We start from the raw sequence: 17,591 nt of genomic DNA on the forward strand, positions 1-17,591 counted from the left end.
TTCCCCCTATGAGTTCTGAGCCAGGGATTCGGCGTCAGGAGTTCTGCGTCTGCTCGGCGGCCGCGGTCGTCAGGTCGGGCCCGGACGGCAGGAGCTTGGACCACTGGGCGGGGACCGACACCTTGCGCGTCTTCTCGTAGCCGAGGCGGATCTGCGCCCTGCCGACCTCTTCCTTCTCCGAACCCGACCCGTCCTTGCCGGAGTCGTTGTTCATGGGGAGGTAGTAGCGCAGGCCCGTGTCGGTGGCCAGGTAGTTGAAGCCGCTGGACGACTTGCCCTCCTGCTCCTGGTAGAGCAGGCCGCTGCCCGGGCTGACGTACGAGGACGCGCTCGACGCGATCGAGCCGATGGGCAGGGACGAGCCCGCCCAGGTGGTCAGGTCGGTCGATTTGCCGCCGTGGTAGACGGAGCAGGAGGTGTCCTTCGACCCGCCGTTGGCGAGGGAGACGGCCTGGGAGGGCCAGGTGTCACCGCCCGTCAGGCTTCCCTGACCCAGGGTCAGTTCGCCTTGAGTGATCGTTGCGATCCGGGAGTTGCCGCCGAGCGTTTCCCTGAGGAGAGCCGTCTGGAAGTCGGTGACGGAGATGACCCGGTTCTGCTCGACCAGGTAGTGCTGGCCACCGTTGGTTTGCAGGAGCGTGCCTGTGGTGCGGTACTTGGGCGGTACGCCGCTTGCGCTGGAGGCGCCGCCGGCGCCCGGCACGGACGGCACCGAGATCGGCTCCGGGCTTTGGGTGAGCGTTGCGAGCCAGTCGTCCGTGACGGTGCGCGGCTGGGCGTGGTCGCCGAAGAGCGTGCGGACGAGTTGGTCGAGACTGAGGGCGGGGCTCCCTGCGAGCTTGTACGCGACACCCTTGTTGCTCACCAGGTACGGCGTGCCGCTCTTGTCCTGGACGTACAGGGCCTGGTCGCCCGCCAGCTTGCCCGAGTCCTTCGCCGTGACCTTCTGCGCGTCCTTGTCGTCGAGCACGAATACGGTCTGCTGTACCGACGTCGCGTCCGTGCCGCCGCTCGCCTGCTGGCAGAGCGCCCACACCTTGGCCGCTCCCGCGTCCTTGGCGCTCGGCATTCGGTCGGGCGCGTAGGGAATTCCGACCATCGATCCCTGGGCGATATTCGATTCGTCGAGGAACTTCTCCTTGACGGTCTTCACCGAACCCTCACCGCTGTTTTTCGGATTCAGCAGAAGCTTCGCCGACGCGAGATTGAGGACGGGGTGCAGGACGGGCGTGTCCTTGCCGTTCTTGTCCTTCTTGCCCGACTTGAGTACCACGTACCGCGTCGCCGAGGGGTCCGTGACGATGATTCCCGCCTCGGGGGTGTCCCAGCCCTTCGGCGCCACCGGGCTCATCATTCCGCACGCTCCGAAGCCCGCCAGGACCACCACTGCCATGACGATGCTGGGCACCACGCGCTTGAGCGGGCTCGGTGCGCTGTCCACCGAGCCATTGGGGAGCGGCTTGAGGAAAGCGGCAACGGTCCGCTTGCGTGCGAAATTGTAGGCATTCAGTTCGTCGCGGCGTGATGCCATCGTTACGTATTCTCCCCGTTCTCGCTGGACCGTGCTGGACTATTGCTGGGTCCACTTCTCGACCACCCCCGGCGCGTGCGCCGCACGGGCCTCTACTATGCCGTGTGGTGATCGGGCCGTAGCGTACGGGTACGGTTTTTCCACGCGCCAGCCGACGTTGGGTCCCGATGGCCCGGGGCGGTCCGATTCCGACCGATTCAACCCAGCCGGCCATCACGATTCAGTACAGCAGCGAGCGAAGGAGCGGGGCGGGGGATGTCCAGCGCCAGCAGGACCCGACAGCGTGGCAATCAGGGGCGACCGGCCCCGAACGGGCGCCGCGGAGGGGGTCGTTCCGGCGGCCGCCCCACCGGCAGGCCCGGCGGGCAGGGCGGACGAGGTGGGCGTTCCGGGCAGGTCGCCCCGCCGCCCGCACAGCAGCAGGCCGCGGGACCGGCCAGGCCGAAGCTGCCTCGCAAGATCGGCAGCTTCGGACCGATCAGCACGCACCACTTGATCATCATCGAGATCGCGCTGGCGCTCGTCGTCGCGGCCGCCGCGATCAAGGCGGTGCTCATGCTGCCCGCCGCCATCATCGGCGGACTGCTCGTCTTCCTCCAGCTCGGCCGGCGCCGCCGTCACCCTCTTCCCGAGTGGATGGCGATCGGCCGCGCCCTCAAGCGCCGCCGTCGCGCCTTCAGCGGACCGCCGCCCGCCGACATCGACAGCGGCTTCGCGCCGCTCCTCGAGGCGGACCCGAGCCTGCGCACGTACGAGTACGAGGCCCGGGACCGGCGCCTCGTCGGATTCGTCGGCGACGGCTCGTTCCTGACGGCACTCGTTCAGGTGGACTCCGCGCCCGGTCCGCTGCGCCCGCAGGGTGACGCGCGACCGCTGCCCGTCGAGCTGCTCGCCGACGCCCTGGACGTCGAGGACATCCACCTCGAATCGGTGCAGTTGGTGCAGTACACCCAGCCCGCGCCCGCCCCGCACCTGCCGCCGCAGGCCCTCGCCGCGCAGGCGTACGCCGCGCTCCAGGCGCAGGCCGGAACGCCCGCGGTGCGGATGACGTGGGTCGCGCTCAAACTCGACCCCGAGCTGTGCCCGGAGGCCGTGGAGGCGCGCGGCGGTGACCTGCGCGGCGCCCAGCGCGCCCTGCTGCGCGCCGCCGACCAGCTGATCAGCCGGCTCAACGGACAGGGCTTCGTCGCCGAGGTCCTCGACGAGAACGCCGTCCTCTCGGCGCTCTCCGTCGCGACCTGCGTCAACCCGCGCGCCAACCTCAACGCCCAGTCGCAGCAGGGCCGTTCGGGTCCGCGTACCGAGGAGAGCGTGCGCGCCTGGCGGTGCGACGACCGCTGGCACGCCTCGTACTGGATCGGCACGTGGCCGCAGCTCGGCCGCGGTGGCACGCCGCTCGGCGCGCTCGCGTCCGGCCTGTCCACGACCCGTACGCTCGCGACGACGTTCAGCATCGCCCTCGCACGCGCGGGCCGTGAGGACGTCGCGGTGAGCGGGCACGTGCGCCTCTCCGCGCGCAGCGAGAACGAACTCGGCCAGGCCAAGCGCGAACTCGAGCGCGCCGCCTCCGGCCTCAAGGCCGGCCTCGTCCGTCTCGACCGGGAACAGCTGCCCGGCCTCCTCGCCACCCTTCCCCTCGGAGGCACGCGCTGATGAGCACCCCCGGCAACCAGGATCCCCGCGAGCAGATGACGCCCGAGCAGCACGCCGAGCAGGAGCGCCGGGCCGCGGAGGCGGCGGAGCGGCGCAGGCAGTGGGAGGCGCAGCAGGCCGCAGCCCAGCAACAGCCGACGCCCGAGGCGGGTGGCTACGGATACCCGCAACAGCAGCAGGAACAGCAGCAGTTGACCCCAGAGCAGTACGCGGAGCAGCAACGGGCCGCGGAGGCGGCGGAGCGGCGCAGGCAGTGGGAGGCGCAGCAGGCCGCCGCCCAGCAGCAACAGCCGACGCCGGAGGCGGGTGGCTACGGATACCCGCAGCAGCAACAGCAACACCAGCAGCCGACGCCCGAAGCCGGTGGCTACGGATACCCGCAGCAACAACAGCAGCAGCCGACGCCCGAGGCAGGCGGCTACGGCTACCCGCAACAGCAGCAGCCGGCCCCGGACCAGAGCGGCTACGGCTACCCGCAGCAGCCCACCCCCGAGCAGGTGGCACAGCAGCAGGCCGCGGAACACGCCGCCGCGCAGCAGCAGGCCGCCCAGCAGCAGGCCGCGGAACAGGCCGCGCAGCAGCAGGCAGCTGCCCAGCAGCAGGCCGCCGCGTCCCAACACGCCGAAGAGCAGCGGCAGTTGCGAGCCCGCTACCAGGAGGAGCAGCGCCGCGCCGAGGAGGCCGAGGCGCGTCGCCGCGAGTGGGAGGACCAGCAGCGCCAGCAGCAGATGGCGGCGCAGCAGCAGCACGCCGCTCAGCAGCAGGCGGCCGCCCACCAGCAGTACGCGCAGCCGCAGGACCCGTCCCAGGGCGTCGTCGGCGGCATCGCCCAGGTGCCGCAGCAGGCGGCCCCCGCGGCCACCGGCGCCACCATGACGTACGCGCCCGCGCCGGAGGTCGGCTCCGGCCGGCCCACGCACCGGGCCCTCCCCGACGACCCCGCGAACGAGGACGACTTCGCGGAGTTCGAGGAGGAGTTCACCAGCCCCGGCTACGGGCTGCGCGGCCCGCGCCGCCGTCGGCACGTCATGTCGAAGAAGTCGCTCGGCTCGCTCGGCGTGAGCGTCGGTGACGACGGTGTCGTCATCGGCGTCGACCCGCAGGGCAGCCCCGCCGTCCTCGACCTGCTGCGGCCCAAGCCGCGCGAGATCCTCGTCGTCGGATCGATGTGGACCGCGCAGATCATCGCTCTGCGCACCGCGGCGATCGGCGCCCGGATCGCCGTCGAGTCCGTGCGGCCCGCCGCGTGGGCGCCGATGGCGCAGGCCGCGGGCGGCGGACTGCAGTGCGTCTCGGTGTACGAGCCGCGCCAGATGGCCGCGCAGGGCGCGTCGGTCGCCAGCCCGGTCCTCGTCGTACGGGACCTGGGCGCGCAGCCCGGACGTTCCCAGATCGCGCCGACGCCCTGGCAGTCGACGCTCACCGTCGTGCCGTTCCTCGGCCCGCGCGCGCCGCGGCTGCTCGCCCGGGCCGACGTCATCGGGCTGCAGAACCTCTCCCCGCAGGAGGCCGAGGTCATCGGCCGGGTGCTGCGCCTTCCCGAGCAGCTCACCCAGACGCTGCCGACGCTCAGCGACGCGACGATGCTGTGGATCGCGGGCGACAAGCGCCAGTTCGTGATGGTGCAGCCGACGGAACCGGAGACCGGGCTGCTCGGCGGCCCGCGCCGGATGGACTGACGCGCGCGGGGCCCCGGCCGGCCGGACCGACGTCCGGCGGGCTCCCGCTTGCGGCGGGTGGTCCCGTAGAGGCGTGGGGTGGTCCCGTAGAGAGCGGGTACGTGACGTGTACCGACGGGTACGTGACACGTACCGCCTTTACGGAGGCCGCCCCGAACCGTTTACGCTGTCCGGACGAACGGCTGAGACGCAAGTGACGCGGGGCCGCCGCGACGGTCGGGGGCGACGACGCGCGACCCACCAGGTCCCGCCGGAACCGGTCGTTCAGGTGCACAGCAGAGACCAGGAGGCACAGTGACCAGTGACCGGGACCAGCGGAACCCGGAACCCGGCGACGGTTCGATCGAGACGGAGCTGACGGGAGAGTTCCGGCTCGATTTCGACGCGCCGTCCTGGTACGCGCAGCCGAGCGATTCGAGTGCGACGCCGCCGTCCGGCACGCCCGCCACCCCCTCGTCCGACACGGCAGGGGGGAGCGCGACTCCGCCGCCGCCCGCGCCGGGTCCCCCGTCCGAGGGGTCCGCGCCGCCGCCGGCCGCTCCCGGGTTCCCGACCTTCGGTGGTACGGGTACGGGTACGGGGGAGGCGGCACCGGCCGCCCCTCCGGCTGCCGCGCCCGCCGCACCGCCGGCGGCTCCTCCTGCCGCCCCGCCCGCTGCCGCCGCCGATCCCGCCGCGTCGAGCCGCCGGTCCGGGGCCGTCGATCCCACGGGTGACCTGTGGGGGGACGACGACGATGACGAGGACGATGACGCAGAGGGCGGAGCGGAGTCCGGTGCGGCGACGTCCGAGACGGCGACCTCCGGGGATGCGACGTCCGGGGGCGCGGACGGCGTGAACCAGGCGGCCGACGTGGCCGGTTCGGCCGCGGCTGCTGCCGCTCCGGCGGCGCCGACCGCGCCGCAGCCGCCCGCTGCCGGTGGTTACGGCTACCCGCAACCCGCGCCGCAGCAGCAGCCTGCGCCGGGTCAGCCGGCTCCGGCCGCTCCGCAGCCGCCCGCCCCCGGTTACGGCTACCCGCAGCCCCCGGCTCCGGGCTACGGCTACCCGCCGCAGCAGCAGCCGGGCCAACCGCAGCCCCCGGCGCAGCCCCAGCCCCAGCCTCAGGCGCAGCCCGCTCCCGGTCAGCCGGGTCAGCCGATGCCGCCGCAGCAGCCGGGTCCGTACGGCCAGCCCGCTCCTCAACAGCCGGGCCCGTACGGCCAGCCCGCCGCCCCGCAGCAGCCGGGCCCCTACGGTCAGCCCGCGCAGCAGCAGCCCGCTCCCGGTCAGCCGGCGCCGGCCGCGCCGCAGCCGCCCGCCGCTGGTGGTTACGGCTACCCGCAGCAGCCTGCGCCCGGTCAGCCGGCTCCGGCCGCTCCGCAGCCGCCCGCCCCCGGTTACGGCTACCCGCAGCCCCCGGCCCCCGGTTACGGCTACCCGCCGCAGCAGCCGGGCCAGCAGCAGCCCCAGCCCCCGGCGCAGCCGCAGCCCGCTCCCGGTCAGGAGCCGGGCCAGGCGACTCCGCCCGCACCGCAGGGCCCGTACGGCCAGCCGCCCCAGCAGGGCCAGCCGGCTCCCGGTCAGCCGACCCCCGCGGCGCCCCAACCGCCCACCGCCGAGGGGTACGGCTACCCGCAGCCCGCCCCCGGTCAGCAGGCCGCTCCCGGGGCCCCCGCCCCGAACGCGTACCCGCAGCCGGCCGTCGACCCGCGCGCGGGCTGGGACCCGGGTGCGGGCCAGCAGCGTTCCGCGCCGGGCGCGCCCCTCGGCTACAACGCGCAGGTCGAGCTCAGCTCGGACCGCCTCCTGCGCAACCAGCCGAAGCGCAAGAACAACAACAAGGGCCCCAGCAAGTTCAAGTTGGGCGCCAAGGCGGCCGAGGCCGAGCGGCAGCGCAAGCTCCAGATGATGCGCACGCCGGTCATGTCCTGCTACCGCATCGCCGTGATCAGCCTCAAGGGCGGCGTCGGCAAGACGACCACCACGATGTCGATCGGCGCGACCCTCGCCTCGGAGCGCCAGGACAAGATCCTGGCGATCGACGCCAACCCGGACGCCGGCACGCTCGGCCGCCGTGTGCGTCGCGAGACCGGCGCGACCATCCGCGACCTGGTGCAGAACATCCCGCACCTGCACTCGTACATGGACATCCGCCGGTTCACCTCGCAGGCCCCGTCCGGCCTGGAGATCATCGCCAACGACGTGGACCCGGCCGTCTCGACGTCCTTCAACGACGCCGACTACCGGTCCGCGCTCGACGTCCTCGGCAAGCAGTACCCGATCATCCTGACGGACTCGGGCACGGGTCTCCTCTACTCCGCGATGCGCGGAGTCCTGGACCTGGCCGACCAGTTGGTCATCATCTCGACGCCGTCGGTGGACGGTGCGAGCAGCGCGAGCACGACCCTCGACTGGCTGTCGGCGCACGGCTACGCGGACCTCGTCCAGCGTTCCCTCACCGTCATCTCCGGGGTCCGTGAGACCGGCAAGATGATCAAGGTGGACGACATCGTCAGCCACTTCGAGACGCGCTGCCGCGGCGTGGTCGTCGTCCCGTTCGACGAGCACCTGGCGGCGGGCGCCGAGGTCGACCTCGACATGATGCGCCCGAAGACGCGTGAGGCGTACTTCGAGATCGCGTCGCTGATCGCCGAGGACTTCGCGCAGCGCGCGGAGGCCCAGATGCAGGCGGGCGGCATGTACGGCGGCCAGCAGCCGGGCATGCCCCCGGCCGGCTTCCCGCCGCAGCAGCAGGGCTACGGCCAGCAGCCGCCGGCGGCCCCGCAGCAGCCGGGCCAGCAGGGCTACGGCTACCCGCAGCAGCAACAGCCGCCCCAGGCGCCTCAGCAACAGCAGCCGCCGCAGCAGCCGGGTGGTGGCGGTCTGCCGTCGGGCTGGACGCAGCAGCCGCCGCCGCAGTAACCAACAGCAGTACTCGTACTCATACGAGGGAGGGGGCCACGTCCGATCCGGACGCGGCCCCCTCCCTCGTACTCGGATGACGTGTTGGGGATTACCCGTTCACCGCTGGAAAGTCGCCCGCAGATGCTGATCGAGCCAGGCGGTCCACGCGGGCAGATCGATGTTGCTGTACGAGAACGGGTACGGCCCGTGCGGACCGGTGATCAGGTCGAGCGAGTCGTGGCGCGCCACGAACACCGTCTCCAACTGCCCGCCCGGCCGCCGGTAGTCCGACGGGAACCACATCTCGATCTCCTGCCAGTAATCGGTCTGTGAGTTCCGGCCGCCGCTCGGGGTCCCCTTCTTCACCTCCGCCTCGTCGAAGCGGAAACCGAGGTTGGCGTACGCCTGCAGCAGCGCGTCCTGCGCCGGCAGCGCGTGCACCTGGATCTCGTCGAAGTCACCGCGGTCCACGGCGTTGTCGACGGTCAGCTCGGTACGCACCGCGACCCGCGCCCCCTTGAGCGGCCGCCCACCGAGGACGTGCGTCAACGGGGTCTCCCACGGCACCTCGAACGAGATCTGCCCGTCCTTCGTCTCCCCGGCCTTGAGCTCGAACTTCTCGCCGAGCACGAGGGACCTGACGACACCCGGGTTGCTCCACAGGACCTCGGTCTCCTCCCGGTCCTCGAACCGGGTGACGATCTCGATCCGGACCCGCTCCACCTCGATGTCCACGGAGCCGCCCCGCAGTTGCACATTGCAGTGCAACTGATCCCCCGGCCGTACGGCGCTCGCACTGAGCGTGGTCTCGACCTCGGGCGCACCGACACCGAGCGAACTGAGGAACTTCCGAAAAGCCACGAATGCCCACTCCCCGGGCCACCGGCTCATCCACCTGGACCCTCCAGGCACCCACCCCGGCCCGCCGGGGAACCCTAACGTGGCACGGTGCCAGGGGTGTTGGGCCTTCTTCAGGTGGTTCAGGTGGAATACACGACGATCGACGCGATGAGTCCCACCAGGGAGACGAGGAAGCCCCAGCCCGACAACGCGTCCCGCATCGAGGCAGTGATGGAATACCACTTGTCGGGAGACGGATCGTCCGTTCCCTTCTTCCGCTGGAAGCCGTTCGGCAGTCCGTTCAGTACGAGGGAGAACGCGCCCAGATAGAAGAAGGCCAGGCAGAACGACCAGGCGGATTCCGCCCAGTTCAGGACCGTATACGAGGCGCCGGAACCGGAGACCGTGACCTTCTCGCCGCTCGCGTAGGCGAAACGGGGCTTGACGACCGCGTCGTCCACCGCGTCCTGCCCGGAGCCGGACTGGTAGCGCCCTACGCATGTCTGGCCCTCGGAGCCGCGCTGATAGCAGTCCGTCACCGTCAGGGTCCCGGTCGAGCCGGTGGCGCCGGATCGCTCCACGCCCTGGGCGAAGTACATCGCGGCGAGGAGGAGGGCCACGACAGCGATGACCGCGGCGGTGATGCGGCCCGCCCAGGAGGGCTGTTGGGTGCGTGTCGCTTTTTGCAGTTCAGGCATACCGGATGCTCCAGCGGAGAGGGACCCACAAGGCCGGGAACGGGGAATTCACATCGCAACGACAGAAGCGATGAATCCGACGACTCCGATACTCGTGAAGACGATGACCGCGACACGACTCGGGGTTCCCAATACGTCGTGCCAGGCTTCCTTGACCTTCGGTCCGCCACGCTTGGGCCAGTCCGCGACCAAACAGAAGATTCCCATGCCGAGGAAGATGAATCCGCCACTGACCATGCCCGCCGATTGCGCCGCGCGCGTGGTGTTGTCCAGCTCGTAGTCACCCGTGATGGCATGTGCGAAGAAGCCGGAATCGAAGTGCTGGGCGGTCAGTTCGAGGTTCGACACATCGGAGCCGAGCAGCCGCGCGACGTACGCGTCGCCGTCCTTGCTCGGCGCGTCGTCCTTGCCGATGGTGACCTGTGCGGTGTCGTCCGTGTAGGAGCGGTCGTCGGAACGGAATGCCCCCGTGCACGTCGCGCGCACACTGGACGGACCCCGCGACGAACTGGTGTGGGACCTCGTCTGTTCACATTTCTGCACAGTGAAAGTGCCGTGCGTTCCGAAATGCCCCCAGGACGAAAGGGCCTGGAATCCGAACCAGAGGGCCAATGGCACGAAGATCAAGATGAATACGAATCCGAGCCCATTGCGCTGGCCAAGGGGCGTCTTCTGCCGTGCCTTCGGGGGGCTGGTCACGGGGATGGTTCCTTTGTGTGTGGGTGGCGGTGCTAGATGGCTCGAAGGCCCGACAAGACCTTGCCCCGGAGTCGTTAGACGTTGGACGGCCGACAGGAGCTCACTGGAAGGGCAGTGTGGCAAACCCGAATGCTGCGACAGCGAGACGGAAAAGGATCGCGAGGACAAGCCCGATGCCGCCGATCACCCAAAGCCATTCCTCCGTCGACCTCAGCGGCTTGGGAATCAGTTGGTCCGCCTGCTTCGATGAAGGGCCGACGCCCTTCTTCGGGAAGGATCCCGTCAGAGCGCACTTGAATCCGTAAGTGAACACAAGGAGGAGAAAGAAGCCACCGCAGAGGTAATTGGCCACAGATTCCACATTGGTGATGGCAAGCGTTCCATTGCCGGCGCGGTTCACCGAGAGCTCCTTGGCGTGCTCGTCGGTGACCTTGTTGGCGGCTTCGGACTCGGCGCCGTTCATGCTCAATGTGATCTGAGCGGACCGATCGACGACCTCGCCGTCGGAGGAGCGGAAGGTTCCGTGGCAGGTCGTCTGGTAAGCCACAGGCCCTACGTTCGCGGACTTGCTCTCCTTGTAGTCCTCAACGCACTTGCTGATGGCGAGTTTTCCGTGTGAGCCGACGTATCCACTGGACATCGTGGCGTTGAAGAACGTCCAGCACATGCCGCTGACGGTCAGCACTACCAACACGATGCCGAAGATCCGGCCCATCAGTGCCGGCGGGGGAACTGGGCTTGTGTCCTCGGGGGACGACGGGCCTGCGGACGGCTGGGGTGAGGGGGTGGGCGTCTTCACCGGTTCTCCGTGGGGTGTCGGTGACCTGGGATGTTCCTGGCTTGTGTCTGCTCAGCGCGAAGATCGGCGATGCCGGCGTTCCTGTGGCGCCGCTGCCGGTGAGCGCCGACACGGTATCGCGGACGCCATGTCCGATCGTCTTGCGATGTGGATTTCGCAATCATGTGACCCTGAGCATGCTCGATCACGTGGACGTGCCTTCCGCTGCTGCTACACGGGTGTGCTCACGGGGCCCGGCCTTCGGCGTCGGCGGGCGAACTTGGTGATCATGGACTGGCGAAGCGTCTCGGTGGTGGCCCTGGATGGCGTGTGTGAGAACCGTGTGCACGCGGTCCTGGCCAGCGTGACGGTCGACTAATGTACGCGATGCAGTTCGACTGCGGCCGTGGCAGGTACCGAATCACAGGGGGAAGACCGCGTGGCGGGCAAGGGTTTCGACGTCGATACGGACGTCCTCAAGGCGCAGAGTAAAGTCTTCGCGAACCTCTCCGAGACGTTCGACTCGAAGGCGAAGGCGTTCGACAAGAAGCTGAAAGGCCTGGAAGAGCCCTGGGGTGACGATCAGATCGAGCTCGTCAGCGAAATTCTCCTGGGTTACGGCGCCGTGAGTGAGGGAATCCGGGGCGCGTTCGACAGCCTCACGAACAGGCTCAAGGGCATCAGTGACGGGCTCGAGTACATGGCCAAGGAGCACGACACTACCGATGAGGCCCACTACCAGGAACTGATGAAGGCTGCTCAGCAGCACAACTCCTGAATCGACGAATTCCAAGCGCGGGGAACATGCGGTAATCATGGACATCAAGCTGCCCAACGAACTCGACTGGCTTCTCGACATCCTCGGGTTCCAGTGGCCCAACATCGACATCGACACGATGATCGATGCAGCTCAGGAGTGGACGGACTTCGGGGCTGCGGTGCAGGAGTTCGCGCAGGCCGGGAACGCTGCCGCGTCCAAGGTGACCGAGGCGAACTCCGGTGACGCCGTGGATGCGTTCGTCGAGGAGTGGGGGAAGTTCGGCGATGGTGGCTTGGGCTTCGGGTATCTGGAACTGATCAGCGAGGCTGCGGGCCTGCTCGCTGGGCTCCTGGAGCTCTGTGCCATGATCATCGCCGCGATGAAGATCGCCATCATCGTCCAACTCATCGACCTGGCCATCGAGTTCGCCGTGGCGCAGGCATCGGCTGTCGTCACGCTGGGCGCATCCGAGGCGGCGCTTGCCGGCCGCATCGTCATGATTCGCATGGTCGTCAAGCGCATCTTCACCGAGGCGGCCCAGAAGATCGGCGAAGCCGTACGGAAGGCGATCAGCGAGTACGCCGTCAAGAAGGCCACGGACATTCTCAAGGATGTAGCCAAGGATACGGCGAAGGAGTTCGGCAAAGCGCTTGGCTCGCAGTTGACGCAGCTGTCCCTCGGGGGAGGGATGCAGGTGGAGGCGCTCGCCAAGGGTGCCATCAACCCTGCACTGAAGACGGTCACCGGTACGAAGTGGGGCGACGAAGGCCTCGAGGCCGACGGGGTCGGCAAGGTGGCCACCGGCGCGATCCAGGCGGGCAAGGGAATCGCGGCGGGCGATGCGGGGGAGGCCTGGGAGGGCTATCAGACCGCGGTGAAGGGCGCCCGCGACGGAATCGGTTCCCGCTACGACGAGCCCGGTCAGCCGACTTCGAGCACGCAGCAGACGGGCGACGGTGGCGGTGAGCCTGCCACCGGTGGCGATGGCGGTGGCGGTGAGCCCGCCACGGGTGGCGGTGGCGGCGGTGGTGAGCCTGCCACCGGCGGCGGTGGCGGCGGTGGTGAGCCTGTCACCGGCGGCGGTGGCGGCGGTGGTGAGCCTGTCACCGGCGGCGGTGGCGAGTCCGGTTCGGAACCGGCCGGCGGGTCCGATTCTGCTTCGGAGGGGGCACCCTCGGGCGAAGGCTCGGGATCGGACGGATCCGACCCCGGCACCACTCCCGAAGGAGTGTCGGAGCGCGGCACCGGTAGTGGCGGGTCCGCGCGCGCATTGTCGGAGGACGACAATGTCCGTGCCGCCTTCGGCTGATCCACGACCCGCCCAAGCACGTACATTCAGAGGGGGACCCCACACCATGAGCACAGGAAACAACCGCGGGTACGACGCGCAAGGTGAGCGCGAGTACCCGATCGAGGACAAGAACCTCACCGAGGAGCAGAACGAGCACCTGACTGCGTCCCTGCGCAAGGTGCGTGACATGAAGAACGCGCCGCCCGCGTTGCAGGATCTGGCGCGTCAACTCCTCGGTGGGCGTATGGAGTTGAAGGACGTACTGGACTCGCCGTCGGGTCACCGCGCCCTGGGCGAGGGGTTGTCCGGCATGCGGGAGCAGTGGCGGAACATGTCGCCGCAGGAGCGGCAGCAGGTCCGTGACTACGACCCCGACGAGGACCCGAAGAAGGCCCCGCCGCGTGACAACAGGATTCGTTGAGGACAGGCGCTGACGTGACATCCACGGGGGCCGCCGACCAGTACGTGGTGCGGCGCGATTACATCTTCAGGCGCATGTTCGGCTGGCTGGCAGGGCTCGCCATCGTGGTCATCGGAGGCGCGACGGCCTGGGCGGGCGTCGGGTACCTCGACGGGCACGTGACGGTCTCGGCGCGGCCGGGATCCGTGGTGGTCCAGTCGTGCGAGCCCGCGGGTGCGGCCTACACCTGCACCGGCACCTTCGAGGACGACAAGACCGGCGAGAAGACCCGGGGCGCCGAGGTGCGGTGGGACCACGACGCCATCGCGAGCGCCGCGCTCCCCGCGTACAAGACGGACGACGGCTACACGGCCACGGTCGACGGCGAACTCACCACGGCCAAACTGTCCAGGGCACTCTTCTGGCTCGGCCTCACGGACCTGCTGTGGCTCGTCGGCGCCTTCTTCCTGCTGACCGGCTACCAGCCGCGACCGCCCCTCCACTACGGCCCGTTCATCGGTGTCTGGCGCGAACGCGAACGCCGCTTCGGCCGGGTCACCCTGGAGGAGGCGTGGCAGGTCGTACGGCACGAACGCGGCCCGGCGCTGCCGATCCTCGTCGTCGTGGCGGTGCTGTGTCTGGTGCTGTTCGTCGGGAGCTGGCTGGCGGGGGGTGCGTGACATGACGTTGCAAGGCGACGACCTGCGGGAGCGCTTCGCGTCACGCAGCGCTTACGTCCTTCGGCATCTGGGCGGCTGGCTGCTCGGGGCCTTCACCATCCTTCTGGGCCTCTTCTTCGGGCTTGCCGGGGCCGGTGCCCTCGACGGGCATGTGACCGTCACGGTGCGCCCCGGAACGTTCCAGGTCCAGTCCTGCGAACTCGCTGCCCACGACTACATGTGCAAGGGAACGTTCGAGGACAAGTTCAACGGCGAGACGGCGACCGGCGTCTCGATGGAGAAGATCGGTCGCGCCGAACCGGGCGAGCGGCTGGACGCCTACAAGGTGCCGGGCGGGTACTCCGAGTACGCCATCCGCGGGGTGGAACCGAGCGAGCTGTCCCGCGGCCTCTTCCTCGTCGGGGCGGGGGTGGTCGCTGTGACCTGCGGCCTGTTCGCCGTCCTCACCGGCTACTCGCCGCGCTCCAGCTACACGAATCGGCGCCCGGACCCGTCGTACGGCCGCATCGGTCTGGCGCAGGCATGGCGCGGGCTTGGCCGCTGGGGGCCGGTGCGCCTGCTCCTCTGTGGGCTCGTGGGGGTCGGTGTGCTCATCGCGGCATGGGGAGCGGTCGTGTCGCTCGTGTATCGCTGACACCGACGGCTCGTGACGAGCCGATCACGCGGTGCGGGCCCGTACCCCATCGAGTGGGTACGGGCCCGCGTGCGTAACGAGCTTCGGCTACAGCACAAGCCCCAGCAGCAGCGACACCACCGCACCCAGCGCCCCGACCGCGGCCAGCCCGAAGAGGACCGGCCGCGTCGCGCCGCCCGCCGTCGAGCGCCACGCGGCGCCGAACGACACCCGGCTGCGCGTCCCGGTGTAGCCGCTCACCGTCGCGAAGGCGCCCAGGGCGGTGCCGATCAGCATCGCGAAGGCGAAGGCGAACATCAGCCCGCCGTTCCAGGCGTCCGACTCGACGTACGAGAACCGTTGGCTCTCCAGTGTCGAGGCGGAGTCCGTCTGTGTCACCGAGATCTTCGAGCCGGAGGGGTGGGTGGACGACGGTTCGAGGTAGGCGTTGGGGTCGCTGCCCTTGCCGCCGTCCGCGGTGAACGTCCCGTGGCACTCCACCTCTTCGCGGGTGCGGTGCTTGCCGTGCGAGCGGTAGCCGACGGTGTGCGTAGCGCACTGGGAGACCGTGAACTCGCCGTGCGTGCCGCGCATCCCGGCGGCGTACGTGGCCTGCCAGCCGAGGATGCCGCCGCCGATGAGCGTGACGATCATGACGCCGACGCCGATCAGGCGCGCCATGAACGGGACATGATGCTTCGGGGGTGCGGGTGCGGGTCCCGGTGCGGGCGCGGGTGCCTGCGGCGGCGGGTAGGCGCCGGGCGGTGGCTGCTGCTGATACGGCGGTGGGGGCGGGCCCTGCTGCGGGTACGGCCCGGTGGCGGGCTGCTGCTGGTACGGGCCCGGGGGGAGCGGCTGTTGCGGTTGTCCCGGAGGCGGCGGATAGGAGCCCTGCGAGGGTGGCGGCGGGTAGGGGCCCTGTCCGGGCGGTGGCGTCGGGTAGGCGCCAGGCGCCGGCTGCGCGGGCGGGTACCCACCGGGCGGCGGCGGAGGCGGATACGCGCCGGGTGCCGGCGGCTGTTGATGGTACGGGCCGCCCGCCGGCGGCGGGTAGGCGCGCGGGTCGGGCGGCGGAGCCCGATGCCCACCAGGGTTGGGTTGCTGTTGGTAGTGGGACATCTTTCGGGTGACTCCCCCTGTGCCGAGCGGATCGCCGTGCGTCGCTCGTCTGCGTATCACGGATACAGATGTGGACAGTCGCGGAACGCTACAGCAGGGACATGGCAATTGTGCGTGGAGGCGGTGAAGGCGGCCGATTCTGTGCAGGTTCCGTGTGTCGGGATCACTAAGGTCGCGACGGCGGACATCTGCGTCCGTGGGCCGTGCCGCCGCGCGCATCAACTGCGCGCCGCCCGGCCCTCCTTGCGCGCCATGCGTGCACGCACATTCATGGGGGAGCACATGGCAGGTTTCGGCTCAGGCAGCTTCGACGTCGACCCGGCGGTACTCAAGGAACAGGGCGCGACCTTCGACGAGTTGGGCAAGTCCTTCAAGGCCGCGACCAAGGAGCTCAAGGACGCCCTCGACAGCGCCGAGGGGGACTGGGGCGAGGACATCATCGGGACCTTCAACGACATCTACGAGCCGGTGCGCGAAGGCATGGCGACGTCGATGGAGCACCTCGCCGACGAACTGGGCAAGATCGGCGGCAACTTGAAGGTCATGGCCACCCAGTACGAGGTGACCGAGGACGACCAGGCCCAGATCATGATCGGGCAGCAGTCGAGCCGCCCGGGCCTGGGCATGCAGTTCTGACCACGGTCTCCGGCCATCGGCCATCGGCGTATTCACACGGCGCGTCGAACCACCACCATCGAATTACCACCACACGCACCACGGGGGAGTGACACGGCATGGCTTTGACCCTGCCCGACGAGGTCGCATGGGTCCTTGACCTGCTCGGCTACAGCTGGCCCGACGCCGACGAGGACAAGATCCACGAAGCGGCCGAGGCCTGGCGACAGTTCGCCACAGCGGTCCGGGACACCCAGAGCGGCGGTTCCACGGCCGCAAGCGCCGTCCTCGGCGCCAACTCCGGTGACGCGTCCCAGGGTTTCGAGGAGGCGTGGAAGAAGTTCTCGAGCGGCGGGGGCGGTTACCTCGAGGACGCCGCGATGGCCGCCGAGATCCTCGCCTTCGCGCTCGACGCGGTCGCCGTCATCGTCCTCGCCAGCAAGATCGCGGTCATCGCGCAGCTCATCGCGCTGGCCTTCGAGATCGCGGCGGCCCAGGCCGCGGCACCGGTGACGTTCGGCCTCTCGGAGATCGGCGCGGCCGGCGCGACCCAGGCGACCCGGCTCTTCGTGCGCCGCATCCTCGACGAGCTGAAGCAGAAGCTCATCCAGGAGGTCACTCAGGCCGTCGAGCAGCAGGCGGTGCAGTCGGTCAAGGAAATCGTCCTCGACGTGGTGAAGGAAGCGGCCGTCGAGGCGGGCAAGGCGGCCGGGCAGAACCTCGTCCAGCAGGGCGTGCAGAACCACTTCGGCGCGCAGGACGGCATGAAGTGGGGCGAGGCGGCCGTGGTCGGCGCGGGCACGTTCGCCTCGGAGACCGTCAACGGTGCCGCGGGCGCCATCGACGAGGCCTCGGGGCGGTTCGGCCCGGCCGGCAGGCTCGTGGGCGGGGCCGCGAGCGAGGGGCTCGGCGCGGTCGGCGAGGGCATCGGCGACGGTGTCCATGCGACCGGCGAGGGCGTGGGCCAGGGTGCCGGGGCTGCGGCCCAGGGCATCGTGGACAGCACCGCGGAGAGCCTGCCGGGTGCGGGTGATGCCGTTACGGAGGCGTTGGACCCGAGTTCGATGATCGCGTCGCCGGGCGAGAGCGCCCAGGGTGCGGTGGACGGCGCGGTGGAGGGTGCGACCGGGGCGCTCGGTGACGCGGCGCAGGGCGGGATCGGGCGCCTCAGAGGCGACCAGCCGGGGGCGGAGGAGTCGGGCGCCGGGCCGAGTAACGGGGACAGCGGTGGATCCGGCCGGTCCGGCGGGTCCGGCGGGTCCGGACGGACATCGGAGGACGCTCGCGCCAGATCAGTCTTCGGGTGACGTAACCGATGTATGCGATGTATGCGATGTAGCTACGTACGC

Annotated in this window: 16 protein-coding genes; 10 read left to right on the forward strand and 6 right to left on the reverse strand. The window is 70.0% G+C overall.

Annotated features, from left to right (window positions below; genetic code table 11):
- Positions 1 to 34 precede the first annotated feature (34 nt).
- Positions 35 to 1,531, reverse strand: coding sequence for a type VII secretion protein EccB (eccB, locus tag ACIRHA_RS29170; protein ID WP_403851900.1), 1,497 nt, complete (start codon positions 1,529 to 1,531; stop codon positions 35 to 37).
- Positions 1,532 to 1,786: 255 nt separating this feature from the next.
- On the opposite strand from eccB, the gene eccE reads away from it, so the two are divergent.
- The 3 genes from eccE (at position 1,787) to ACIRHA_RS29185 (ending at position 7,767) form a co-directional block, all read left to right on the forward strand.
- Complete coding sequence (eccE, locus tag ACIRHA_RS29175) at positions 1,787 to 3,184, forward strand: type VII secretion protein EccE (RefSeq protein WP_403851903.1); 1,398 nt, start codon at positions 1,787 to 1,789, stop codon at positions 3,182 to 3,184.
- Positions 3,184 to 4,863, forward strand: coding sequence for a hypothetical protein (locus ACIRHA_RS29180; protein ID WP_403851906.1), 1,680 nt, complete (start codon positions 3,184 to 3,186; stop codon positions 4,861 to 4,863). Before eccE ends, ACIRHA_RS29180 begins: the two co-directional genes overlap by 1 nt.
- A 294-nt stretch (positions 4,864 to 5,157) precedes the next feature.
- Entirely contained in the window at positions 5,158 to 7,767 is a 2,610-nt protein-coding gene (locus tag ACIRHA_RS29185; RefSeq protein ID WP_403851909.1) for an AAA family ATPase, read from the forward strand.
- Positions 7,768 to 7,866: 99 nt separating this feature from the next.
- Here ACIRHA_RS29185 and ACIRHA_RS29190 read toward each other — a convergent pair whose 3' ends face one another.
- The 4 genes from ACIRHA_RS29190 to ACIRHA_RS29205 form a co-directional block, all read right to left on the reverse strand.
- The gene (locus ACIRHA_RS29190; RefSeq protein ID WP_403851912.1) at positions 7,867 to 8,610 is read right to left on the reverse strand and encodes a sporulation protein; all 744 of its coding nucleotides are present in this window, start codon (positions 8,608 to 8,610) and stop codon (positions 7,867 to 7,869) included.
- Positions 8,611 to 8,729: 119 nt separating this feature from the next.
- Positions 8,730 to 9,287, reverse strand: a complete 558-nt coding sequence (locus ACIRHA_RS29195; protein ID WP_403851915.1) for a hypothetical protein — start codon at positions 9,285 to 9,287, stop codon at positions 8,730 to 8,732.
- A 48-nt stretch (positions 9,288 to 9,335) separates the two neighbouring features.
- Positions 9,336 to 9,986 (reverse strand): hypothetical protein, encoded by a 651-nt coding sequence (locus ACIRHA_RS29200; protein ID WP_403851918.1) that lies wholly within the window; start codon positions 9,984 to 9,986, stop codon positions 9,336 to 9,338.
- Positions 9,987 to 10,086: 100 nt separating this feature from the next.
- Positions 10,087 to 10,785: a hypothetical protein gene (locus ACIRHA_RS29205; RefSeq protein WP_403851921.1), complete on the reverse strand. Its 699-nt coding sequence runs from the start codon at positions 10,783 to 10,785 to the stop codon at positions 10,087 to 10,089.
- Between the two features lie 385 nt (positions 10,786 to 11,170).
- Here ACIRHA_RS29205 and ACIRHA_RS29210 point away from each other — a divergent pair, with 385 nt between their 5' ends.
- The 5 genes from ACIRHA_RS29210 to ACIRHA_RS29230 are packed head-to-tail and all read left to right on the forward strand — an operon-like array spanning position 11,171 to position 14,529.
- Complete coding sequence (locus tag ACIRHA_RS29210; RefSeq protein ID WP_403851924.1) at positions 11,171 to 11,542, forward strand: hypothetical protein; 372 nt, start codon at positions 11,171 to 11,173, stop codon at positions 11,540 to 11,542.
- 37 nt (positions 11,543 to 11,579) lie between these two features.
- Positions 11,580 to 12,833 (forward strand): hypothetical protein, encoded by a 1,254-nt coding sequence (locus tag ACIRHA_RS29215; protein WP_403851926.1) that lies wholly within the window; start codon positions 11,580 to 11,582, stop codon positions 12,831 to 12,833.
- Between the two features lie 46 nt (positions 12,834 to 12,879).
- A complete protein-coding gene (locus ACIRHA_RS29220; protein ID WP_403851928.1) occupies positions 12,880 to 13,236 on the forward strand; it encodes a hypothetical protein in 357 nt (118 codons plus the stop codon).
- 14 nt (positions 13,237 to 13,250) lie between these two features.
- A complete protein-coding gene (locus ACIRHA_RS29225; protein ID WP_403851931.1) occupies positions 13,251 to 13,895 on the forward strand; it encodes a hypothetical protein in 645 nt (214 codons plus the stop codon).
- A gap of 1 nt (position 13,896) precedes the next feature.
- Positions 13,897 to 14,529 (forward strand): hypothetical protein, encoded by a 633-nt coding sequence (locus ACIRHA_RS29230; RefSeq protein WP_403851934.1) that lies wholly within the window; start codon positions 13,897 to 13,899, stop codon positions 14,527 to 14,529.
- Between the two features lie 87 nt (positions 14,530 to 14,616).
- Here ACIRHA_RS29230 and ACIRHA_RS29235 read toward each other — a convergent pair whose 3' ends face one another.
- A complete protein-coding gene (locus ACIRHA_RS29235) occupies positions 14,617 to 15,189 on the reverse strand; it encodes a hypothetical protein (protein WP_403851937.1) in 573 nt (190 codons plus the stop codon).
- Between the two features lie 690 nt (positions 15,190 to 15,879).
- Here ACIRHA_RS29235 and ACIRHA_RS29240 point away from each other — a divergent pair.
- Both ACIRHA_RS29240 and ACIRHA_RS29245 read left to right on the forward strand, forming a co-directional pair.
- The gene (locus tag ACIRHA_RS29240; RefSeq protein WP_403851939.1) at positions 15,880 to 16,263 is read left to right on the forward strand and encodes a WXG100 family type VII secretion target; all 384 of its coding nucleotides are present in this window, start codon (positions 15,880 to 15,882) and stop codon (positions 16,261 to 16,263) included.
- A 98-nt stretch (positions 16,264 to 16,361) separates the two neighbouring features.
- On the forward strand, positions 16,362 to 17,549 hold the full coding sequence (locus ACIRHA_RS29245; protein ID WP_403851942.1) for a PE-PGRS family protein: 1,188 nt from the start codon (positions 16,362 to 16,364) through the stop codon (positions 17,547 to 17,549).
- Positions 17,550 to 17,591: the final 42 nt, after the last annotated feature.

The organism is Streptomyces sp. NPDC102360 (assembly GCF_044766085.1).
Classification (GTDB): Bacteria; Actinomycetota; Actinomycetes; order Streptomycetales; family Streptomycetaceae; genus Streptomyces.

Excerpts from the sequence above, each read along its gene's own strand:
- eccB (WP_403851900.1), bottom strand. The coding sequence starts at position 1,531 with ATGGCATCACGCCGCGACGAACTGAATGCCTACAATTTCGCACGCAAG.
- eccE (WP_403851903.1), top strand. The coding sequence starts at position 1,787 with ATGTCCAGCGCCAGCAGGACCCGACAGCGTGGCAATCAGGGGCGACCG.
- ACIRHA_RS29180 (WP_403851906.1), top strand. The coding sequence starts at position 3,184 with ATGAGCACCCCCGGCAACCAGGATCCCCGCGAGCAGATGACGCCCGAG.
- ACIRHA_RS29195 (WP_403851915.1), bottom strand. The coding sequence starts at position 9,287 with ATGCCTGAACTGCAAAAAGCGACACGCACCCAACAGCCCTCCTGGGCG.
- ACIRHA_RS29215 (WP_403851926.1), top strand. The coding sequence starts at position 11,580 with ATGGACATCAAGCTGCCCAACGAACTCGACTGGCTTCTCGACATCCTC.
- ACIRHA_RS29220 (WP_403851928.1), top strand. The coding sequence starts at position 12,880 with ATGAGCACAGGAAACAACCGCGGGTACGACGCGCAAGGTGAGCGCGAG.
- ACIRHA_RS29230 (WP_403851934.1), top strand. The coding sequence starts at position 13,897 with ATGACGTTGCAAGGCGACGACCTGCGGGAGCGCTTCGCGTCACGCAGC.
- ACIRHA_RS29235 (WP_403851937.1), bottom strand. The coding sequence starts at position 15,189 with ATGGCGCGCCTGATCGGCGTCGGCGTCATGATCGTCACGCTCATCGGC.
- ACIRHA_RS29240 (WP_403851939.1), top strand. The coding sequence starts at position 15,880 with ATGCGTGCACGCACATTCATGGGGGAGCACATGGCAGGTTTCGGCTCA.
- ACIRHA_RS29245 (WP_403851942.1), top strand. The coding sequence starts at position 16,362 with ATGGCTTTGACCCTGCCCGACGAGGTCGCATGGGTCCTTGACCTGCTC.